The sequence below is a fragment of the Kocuria carniphila genome (genome assembly GCF_004136555.1).
Lineage (GTDB): Bacteria > Actinomycetota > Actinomycetes > Actinomycetales > Micrococcaceae > Kocuria > Kocuria carniphila.
The window spans coordinates 150,270-158,971 of sequence record NZ_NOIT01000008.1; the positions used below are offsets into that span (position 1 = coordinate 150,270).

General features: G+C 63.2%; 10 protein-coding genes. 6 read left to right on the forward strand and 4 right to left on the reverse strand.

The annotated features are described in order from the left end of the window. Positions 1–7: 7 nt before the first annotated feature. Entirely contained in the window at positions 8–1,135 is a 1,128-nt protein-coding gene (locus EWV37_RS07615) for a DNA polymerase III subunit delta' (protein ID WP_095797820.1), read from the reverse strand. Beyond that, the gene (gene tmk, locus EWV37_RS07620) at positions 1,132–1,767 is read right to left on the reverse strand and encodes a dTMP kinase (RefSeq protein WP_095797821.1); all 636 of its coding nucleotides are present in this window, start codon (positions 1,765–1,767) and stop codon (positions 1,132–1,134) included. Before tmk ends, EWV37_RS07615 begins: the two co-directional genes overlap by 4 nt. Before the next feature lie 94 nt (positions 1,768–1,861). Between tmk and EWV37_RS07625 the strand changes: the two genes are divergently transcribed. From EWV37_RS07625 to EWV37_RS07635, 3 genes are all read left to right on the forward strand, one after another. Then, on the forward strand, positions 1,862–2,992 hold the full coding sequence (locus EWV37_RS07625; protein ID WP_129700823.1) for a trans-sulfuration enzyme family protein: 1,131 nt from the start codon (positions 1,862–1,864) through the stop codon (positions 2,990–2,992). Between the two features lie 9 nt (positions 2,993–3,001). Further along, the gene (locus EWV37_RS07630; protein WP_016997030.1) at positions 3,002–3,352 is read left to right on the forward strand and encodes a DUF2516 family protein; all 351 of its coding nucleotides are present in this window, start codon (positions 3,002–3,004) and stop codon (positions 3,350–3,352) included. A 207-nt stretch (positions 3,353–3,559) separates the two neighbouring features. Then, positions 3,560–3,760 (forward strand): hypothetical protein, encoded by a 201-nt coding sequence (locus tag EWV37_RS07635; RefSeq protein WP_095797823.1) that lies wholly within the window; start codon positions 3,560–3,562, stop codon positions 3,758–3,760. A gap of 250 nt (positions 3,761–4,010) precedes the next feature. Here the strand turns inward: EWV37_RS07635 and EWV37_RS07640 are convergent, their stop codons facing one another. Further along, on the reverse strand, positions 4,011–4,805 hold the full coding sequence (locus tag EWV37_RS07640; protein ID WP_129700825.1) for a class I SAM-dependent methyltransferase: 795 nt from the start codon (positions 4,803–4,805) through the stop codon (positions 4,011–4,013). A gap of 77 nt (positions 4,806–4,882) precedes the next feature. Here EWV37_RS07640 and EWV37_RS07645 point away from each other — a divergent pair, with 77 nt between their 5' ends. Beyond that, on the forward strand, positions 4,883–5,641 hold the full coding sequence (locus EWV37_RS07645) for a phosphoglyceromutase (RefSeq protein ID WP_095797825.1): 759 nt from the start codon (positions 4,883–4,885) through the stop codon (positions 5,639–5,641). 131 nt (positions 5,642–5,772) lie between these two features. Here EWV37_RS07645 and phoU read toward each other — a convergent pair whose 3' ends face one another. Beyond that, a complete protein-coding gene (phoU, locus tag EWV37_RS07650) occupies positions 5,773–6,471 on the reverse strand; it encodes a phosphate signaling complex protein PhoU (RefSeq protein WP_095797826.1) in 699 nt (232 codons plus the stop codon). Between the two features lie 226 nt (positions 6,472–6,697). Here phoU and EWV37_RS07655 point away from each other — a divergent pair, with 226 nt between their 5' ends. Both EWV37_RS07655 and EWV37_RS07660 read left to right on the forward strand, forming a co-directional pair. Further along, positions 6,698–7,891 carry a sensor histidine kinase gene (locus EWV37_RS07655; RefSeq protein ID WP_095797866.1) on the forward strand — a complete coding sequence of 398 codons (1,194 nt, stop codon included), beginning with the start codon at positions 6,698–6,700 and terminating at the stop codon, positions 7,889–7,891. Beyond that, positions 7,888–8,568, forward strand: a complete 681-nt coding sequence (locus tag EWV37_RS07660) for a response regulator transcription factor (protein WP_129700827.1) — start codon at positions 7,888–7,890, stop codon at positions 8,566–8,568. Before EWV37_RS07655 ends, EWV37_RS07660 begins: the two co-directional genes overlap by 4 nt. Positions 8,569–8,702 lie beyond the last annotated feature (134 nt).

The following is an 8,702-nucleotide window of genomic DNA, read 5'->3' on the forward strand; positions in this document are numbered from 1 at the left end:
GTACCGCTCAGACGAGCGAGACCATCATGGCTTCGAAGGCCAGCTGCGCACTGACGTTGGTGCGGATCCTGTCCCTGGTCTCACTGATCACGTCGATACGCTCCAGGGTCTGCTCCGCGCTGCTGTTGCCCGCGTAGTCGTGGATGTCGCCGCTCAGATGCTGATTGATCAACTCGGTCCCGGTGTGGAGCTGCACGCTGAGCACGTCTCGGTAGAACGTGGTGAGGTCGATCAGGAATCGGTCCAGTGTGTCCGTCTGGATTCGGCGGGAACGCCGTTTCTGATCGGCCTCCAAGCGGTTGAGGGCACCGCGGATCGCGGGCGGCATCCGACCGGATTCCGGGGCACCGAGGGCCACGAGCAGCTGCGCGCGCTCTTCGTCGTTACGGGCCTCGGCGTTGGCAGCCGATTCGTCCACTGCCAATCTGTGTAGCCGGTCCGCCGCGCGAACGGCCTGGGTAACACCGCGCATGTTCAGCGGCAGGGACACCACTTCTTGGCGGCGCGTGCGGGCATCGTCGTAGAGGGCCAATCGCGTAGCAATGCCCACGTGGCACTGGGCCAAGCGTGCGCACTCGATAGCGCGTTCCTGGTTCACCTTGTGCCGGCTGACCAGCAACTGCGCGACGTCCTGAGCGGACGGCACCTTGAGCGTCACCGGGCGGCAGCGCGAACGGATGGTGACCAGGACGTCCATGGGGGAGGGCGCACACAACAACCAGATGGTGTGCGGCGGCGGTTCTTCGATGGCTTTAAGCATCACGTTGGACGTGCGCTCGGTCATCCGGTCCGCGTCCTCTACGATCATCACGCGCCACTGGCCCACGGAGGGCCGGTCCTGGGCTTTGACCACGAGCTCGCGGGCCTCATCGATGCTGATCTGGGGATTCTCCGTGACGAAATGCATCACATCAGCGTGCGACCCCGCAAAGGCAGTGCGGCACGAGTGGCATTCACCGCAGCCGGTTCCGTGGTCGCACAACAGTGCCGCGGCCAGCGCTCGCGCGGCCGTGGAACGCCCCGATCCCGGAGGGCCGGTGAACAGCCACGCGTGGGTGGGGTTGTTGTCCCGGGCGGCGCGTTCGAGCTGTTCCACCACGTGGTGCTGACCCACGAGCTGATCCCACACGGTCATGAGAGCACCTCCGTGAGTCGCTCGAGAATTCGGTCGGTGATGACTTGGACCGGCTGATCGGCGGCGAGTACCAAATACCGCTTTGGCGCGGTCGCGGCGAGATCCCGGAAGGCCTGATTGACCACGGTGTGGAAGATGCGGTCCTCGCCCTCCATGCGATCGGCGGCGAGGCCGCGGTCGGTGCGGCGGCTTTCCGCCACTGAGGTGTCCACGTCCAGCAGGACGGTAAGGTCCGGGGTCAGTCCGCGCAATGCCCACTCGTTGAGCTCCTGCACGTTCTCCACCCCCAAGCCACGGGCCGCACCCTGGTAGGCCACGGAGGAATCCACGAACCGGTCGGAAATTACCACGTCACCACGATCGATGGCGGGGCGGATGAAGCGGTTCACGTGATCCGCCCGGGCGGAAGCGAACAACAACGCTTCCGTGTACGCATCCACCGGAGCGTGGGCGGGATCGAGCACCAGTCCGCGCACGGATTCGGCCAGGGGAGTGCCCCCGGGTTCGCGCGTGCGGATCACGGTACGTCCCTGGGATTCGAGGGCGCGCGCCACCGCTTGGACCTGGGTGGATTTCCCAGCCCCGTCCCCGCCTTCGAAGACGATCAGTGCACCGCGCGCAGTCTCATTCACGCGCTCAACTGTACCGAGCGGGACCGACAGGCTGTACGTGGAACTCCCTGGGTGCAGTGCGAGTCTCACGGCGCTGGCGCATTACCCTGGAACCATGCGTAAAGACACCGTGGTCGTCTCCGGCGGCCGTCCCGCCCACGAGCACGACGCTCCCGTGAACCCGTCCGTCGTTCTCACATCCACCTATCGGGGTGCCGGTGACCTGAACGACCGTGACCGCACATACGCGCGGTTCACCAACCCCACGTGGGAAGCGTTCGAGGAGGTCCTGGCCAATCTTGAGGAGGCCCCGGTTCCGGCGCTTAGCTACGCCTCCGGAATGGCCGCGGTTGCTTCCGTGCTCACGCTGGTGCCCGTGGGTGGCACCCTGGTCATGCCGCAGCATTGCTACCAGGGCACACTTCAGCTGGCCCACCGACTCGAGGACCGCGGGATTTTCTCGGTGCGCACCGTGGACGTCGAGGACACCGAGGCCACCATCGCCGCCATTCAGGGCGCGGACGTCCTGTGGTTGGAGAGCCCCACCAACCCCATGCTCGAGGTCGCCGATCTGCCCGCGGTCCTCGCCGCGGCTCGCGAGGCGGGCGTGCTCTCGTGCGTGGACAACACCTTTGCCACGCCGCTACTGCAGCGCCCGCTCACCCTCGGTGCGGATCTCGTGGTGCATTCGGTCACCAAATACTTGGCCGGTCATTCCGACGTCGTTCTGGGCGCCGTGGTCTGCTCGACCCCCGAATTGCGCGCGAACCTCAAGAAACAGCGCTCGCTCGAGGGCGCCATCCCCGGCCCTTTCGAAGCCTGGCTCGCGTTGCGTGGGGTGCGCACACTGTCGGTGCGGCTCGAGCGTTCAATGGCCAGCGCGGCGGAACTGGCGCGTCGACTCGGCGATCATCCCGCCGTGGCGGAGGTCCGCTATCCCGGACTGCCCGACGATCCCGGGCACGAGCGCGCCGCGGCCCAGATGGACGGCGGTTTCGGCTCGATCATCTCGGTCGTCCCACACGCCGACGTCGCCGCGACCCAGGCGCTCGTGGAGGGCCTGCGTGTGTGGACCCCAGCCACGTCCCTGGGAGGCGTCGAATCCCTGGTGGAGCGGCGTCGTCGTCATCACGACGAACCGGACACCGTGCCGGACACTCTGTTGCGGCTGTCCGTGGGAATTGAGAACGTGGATGACTTGTGGGAGGACCTGAAAGCGGGTCTGGACGAACTGGTAGATCGGTAGACTGACAACGTGACATCAATCCCCTGGGCCATTGCACTGGCCAGCTACCTGGACTATGCCATCACTCTGGTGGTGGCCGCACTGAGCCTCATGGCCGTACTGGACTGCGTGCGCCGTTCCGCGCCGCAGTTCGAACGCGCCTGGAAGCGGACCAAGACTTTCTGGCTCGCGTTGACCGCCGGCGCTGCCGTGGTGAGCGTCCTGAGTGCCGTGTTCTCCACCCTGGCGTTGTTCAGCAACGGATTCCCGGGCCAGGGTTCGCTGATCCTCATGTTGATCGCCGCGACGATCTCCGGCGTGTACCTGGCCGATGTGAAACCCGCCGTGTCCAGCGAGTCCGGCAACCCCGGTTACTGGTAGGCCATCAGCGTCAACGACTACAGACCCCGGTCATGAGTGAGCGATGCTCCCTCGAGACCGGGGTCTTCGTCATCCCGCCGAGTACTAGTACGTGCTGACGAGGGCCGTGACCTAATTGAGACAAATTATGGCCATATGGTCAGTGTGGATCACGTACAAACACCCTAGAGTGAATTGATATACATTTCTCATAGTTAAAGGTATTTAATGCGTTGGCTCATTTTAGTGTTGATAGTTTTTGTCGCTTTGGTGGTGACCTGGCAAGTCGATGCTCGCGGCGGCGATCAGTTTGCCGCCATTGCCTATCCTGCAATCATCCTTTTTACCGCGATATCCACGCTATTTCTCAAATATTCGGTATTCCTCAAGAAGGACGATGCCACGAACCGTAGGGCCTCTCGTCGCTGACGGCCCTTGAAATCACCTACTGCTCGTGGAGCGTCTCCGCAGGGCTGGCTGCGTGCGCAACCGGGGCAAGTCTCGACGTCTGGACCGACGGCAACAGGAAGACCAATGACCAATTGACATGGTCGGTGCAATAGTAAAAAACTGAATAGCGGCGTCTTTGCTGGTCGTATTCTAGTTGGTTATCTTAGTCGATAACCCACGTTCGAAACCTCTTCTATTCCCGGTACTCCGTGATCGGGAAAACTTTTTCCTACTGTTGCGCCGTCACCGCGTCCCACGCGACCGTGAGTTCCCCCAAACGCCAACGTGATTCACGGTGCAACACGGGCCAGCCCTCTGCGCGCAATCGTGCGCACATGGCCACCCAACGCTGCCGCGCTCCGAAGGAGCCCAAGGGCGCGAGAGCCAGCCAAGCGGCGTCGGCGGCGGACAAGAAACGGTGGATGCGTTCGCCGGGCACGTTGTGATGGATGAGTGCCTTGGGCAGACGCTCGGCTACATCGGACGGTCGATCGAAGCTCCCCAACTGCATGCTGATCGTCAGGGTTTGCGGGCCGGTCGCATCACAACAGATCCAGGTGGCTCGGCGGCCGATCTCGTCGCACGTGCCGTCCAGGAACACCCCGCCGGGAGCCAGGCGTGAGCACGCGAGCTCCCACGCAGCCGGAACTTCTTCCTCGTTGTATTGGCGGAGCACGTTGAACGCCCTGATGAACGCGGGGGAGCGCCCGGGGATCGGAATCTCGAAGCCACCGCGGCGAAAACTCAATCCCGGCCGGGCAAAGAATTGTGCCGTGGCCACGCGGTCCGGGTCGATCTCCACGCCCACCACGTCAACGTCAGGGCGGACGCGCAGCAACCGAGCACTCATTTCCACCGTGGTGGTGGCCGCGGCTCCGAAGCCCAGATCGACAACGAGCGGATCTGTCGCATGCCGAAGTACGGGGGCCAACGGTCCGGCCACGTAGCGGTCCGCTCGCCGCAACCGATTGGGGTTGGTCGTTCCCCGAGTGATGGTTCCTACGGGGCGGTAGCTGGCTGGCACATCGACACTGTAGCGGCGCTCGGTGACACATGCGAATAACACGTGCCAACGGGTCACGCGGGTGGAAGAATGAAGTCATGGCTAATGATTCAGCAACGTACAAGCTCATCCTCCTGCGCCACGGGCAGTCGGAGTGGAATGAGAAGAACCTGTTCACCGGTTGGGTGGACGTGCCGCTGACCGAGAAGGGCATGGCCGAGGCCAAGCGCGGCGGTGAGCTGATCAAGGACAACGATCTCGCACCGGATGTGCTCCACACGTCGCTGTTGCGCCGCGCCATCAACACTGCCAACATCGCGCTGGATGCGGCGGACCGGCACTGGATTCCCGTGAAGCGCTCATGGCGCCTGAACGAACGCCACTACGGCGACCTCCAGGGTAAGGACAAGACCCAGGTGCGCGACCAGTACGGTGAGGATCAGTTCATGGTGTGGCGCCGTTCCTACGACACCCCGCCGCCCAAGTTGGATGACTCCTCGGAATTCTCACAGGCTGATGATCCCCGCTACGCGGACGTGGCGGATCTGCCCCGCACCGAGTGCCTCAAGGATGTTCTCGAGCGCTTCCTCCCGTACTGGGAGGAGCAGATCGTGCCGGATCTGAAGGCCGGCAAGACCGTGCTCGTGGCCGCGCACGGTAACTCGTTGCGCGCGCTGGTGAAGCACCTGGACGACATCTCGGACGAGGACATCGCCGGGCTGAACATCCCCACCGGCATCCCGCTGTACTTCGAGCTGGATCAGAACCTCAAGCCGGTGACCATCGGCGGTACCTACCTCGATCCCGAGGCCGCTGCCGAGTCCATCAAGGCCGTGGCCAACCAGGGCAAGAAGTAACCCCTGGTTTCCAGACCATGAAAAACGCCCCACCTCGTGGTGGGGCGTTTTTCTGTGGATCTTCGCTTGGATCGGGAGACCGGGTGGCGCGTCAGGATCGTAACGCGCCTCCCGGTTTCCGGGAGTCCTAATTATTCACCGGTGTCGGTACCGATGTGACCGTGGCCGGTGGGGTGGGTGTCGGACACCGGAGCCCAGTCGCCGGTGACCAAGTAGGAGACCTTACGAACCACGGACACACCGTGGTCTCCGATGCGCTCGAGGTAACGCGAGGCCAGAGTGACATCCACGGCGGTGGGGACCGAGGAGTCCCAGTTCGGGTCCGCCAGCATGTCGAAGACCTGCTGGTGCTTCTGGTTGAGCTCGGACTTCAGCGCGTAGATCTCATCCGCAACGCTCATGTCACGGTCCTCAAGGACGGAGATGACTCGCTCGATGAGCTGGAGGTCGATATCGAACATCTCCGCGAAGTGCTGGTTCAATGCCTCGGGAAGCACCGGCTCCGGGAAACGCATGCGAGCGAGCTGGGCCAAGTGGCGGGCCAGGTCACCCATGCGCTCGAGCGAAGCGCTCATTCGCAGGGCGCCCACGATCATGCGGAGATCGGAAGCGACGGGGGACTGCAGCGCCAAGATGTCAATGGCGCGCTCATCCAAGTCGTTCTGGAGGAAGTCGATTCGGGCGTCGTTGGAGATGACCTCTTCGGCCACCTGAACGTCTGCCTCGAGGAATGCGACCTTGGAGCTCTTCAGTGCCTGCTGCACAAGAGTGGCGATCTGAATCAGCTCTTCACCTACCTGGTGAAGTTCAGCCTGGAAAACCTTGCGCACAGAGGGCGTCCTTTCGTTCAGAGCATTCGTTGGTCACGTAGCTTACGTGATGTTGGTGTCCAGCTAGCAGCTGGGACGCGGGGGCACTGTACTTACGCACGAGCGCTATCACAGTCGCAGGGGCGAATGAACTAACGCTCATCCTAAGGTGAACGTTGGTTGAACCCGACCTGGAATGGCCGGATTGCGTACTTGGCACCCAAACGGTCCGTCTAAGCTGGGCAGAGTGAGCGTGACCTCGGTTGCCCTGTTGGCGGGCTTTGTCGGATTCCTGCTCGGTATCAGTGGATTGATTGCCGTGCGGGTCAGCCAGCGACGCCGCCGTTCCTTGGTCGCTGTGGAGGAACCCACCCTGCCGGAAGGCACCGCCGAGATCCTGGCGGCCCTGGGGCTGGCCTATGTAGTGGTCGACGGTGTGGACGGCGTGATCAGGGCTTCCCCGGCCGCGTATGCGTACGGGATCGTTCGGGGACACACCGTGGTTCACCCGGAACTCCTGGATATGATCCGGCGAACTCGCCGCAATGGCGTGGTCGAAGAACGTCGCCTGGAACTCACTCGTGGCCCTCTTGAAAAGAGCGCCATCGTGTTGGACATCCGGGTGGTCATCATTGCGGAGGAATACATTCTTTTGCTCGCGGACGACCAGACGGAGATCGTGCGCGCGCAGTCCATCCGTAACGATTTCGTGGCCAATGTGTCCCACGAGCTCAAGACACCGGTGGGTGCCATCAGTTTGCTTTCCGAGGCCCTCGATGACGCAGCAGAGGACAAGGACGCCGTCCGGCACTTCGCCAAGAGCCTCCACAAAGAAGCGATCCGGCTCTCCGCTCTGGTGCAGGACATCATCGAACTGTCCCGCTTGCAGGGCACGGACGTCGTGTCCAAGGGGACGGTCGTGGACCTCAACAGGGTGGTGAGTGAGGCCGTGGACCGCACGCGCCTGACCGCGGAGAACAAGGGCATCACCATCAAGGTGGGCGGTAACCTCAAGACCCCGGTCTACGGCGACCCCGACCTGCTGGTCACGGCCACTCGGAATCTGATCGACAACGCAGTTCGGTACTCACCCGAAAACACTCGCGTGGGCGTGGGGTTGCGCGAGCGTGACGGAATGGCCCAGATCATGGTCACGGACCAGGGGCCGGGCATCCCCGATGTCGAGCAGGACAGAATCTTCGAGCGCTTCTATCGCGTGGACAGCGCCCGGTCGCGACAAACCGGTGGCACGGGGCTGGGGCTGAGCATCGTCAAACACGTCATGGCTCAGCACGGTGGAGAAGTGTCCGTATGGTCGCAGTCCGGGCGGGGTTCCACGTTCACCCTGGTCATTCCGCAGGTGGAAGACCTGGACGAGTACAACGGCCCGGTGGCCGCCTCCACCAATGAACGTATGCACCTAGAGGAGGAGCGTAAGTGACCCGCATTCTGATGGTCGAGGACGAAGAGTCTCTCAGCGATCCCCTGGCCTACTTGCTGGGTAAAGAAGGCTTCGAAGTGACCGTGGTGGCTGATGGCCTGTCCGCGGTGAGTGAGTTCGAACGGGCGGGCGCGGACCTCGTGCTCCTGGATCTCATGCTGCCCGGCCAGTCCGGAACGGAAGTCTGCAAGCAGATCCGGCAGCAGTCGACCGTTCCGATCATCATGCTCACCGCCAAGGACGCCGAGATCGACAAGGTCCTGGGGCTGGAGCTGGGCGCGGACGACTATGTCACCAAGCCGTATTCCTCGCGCGAACTCGTGGCTCGGATCCGGGCCGTGCTGCGCCGGCGTGCGGAACCGGATGAGCTCATCACCGCCACGGTGGCCGCCGGGCCGGTGCGCATGGATGTGGAACGACACGTGGTGAGCGTGGGCGGGGAAGCCGTCACCATGCCGCTCAAGGAATTCGAGCTGCTCGAGATGCTGCTGCGCAATGCCGGTCGTGTGTTGACCCGCGGGCAGCTCATCGACCGGGTCTGGGGGTCGGACTACGTGGGTGACACCAAGACCCTGGACGTGCACATTAAGCGGCTGCGTTCCAAGGTTGAACCGGATCCGTCACAACCCCGCCACATCGTCACGGTGCGCGGACTGGGTTATAAGTTCGAGGCCTGATCGAGCACCCTCAACGGGTCTCCGCCACAAGAGACAGACTGAGGGCCGCATCCCCATTGAACTGGTCCCAAGAAGTTGGACTGGCCAAGTAAAAGCTTAGGCCGCTAGGGCCTGGGTCCGGTATTCCACCGGGC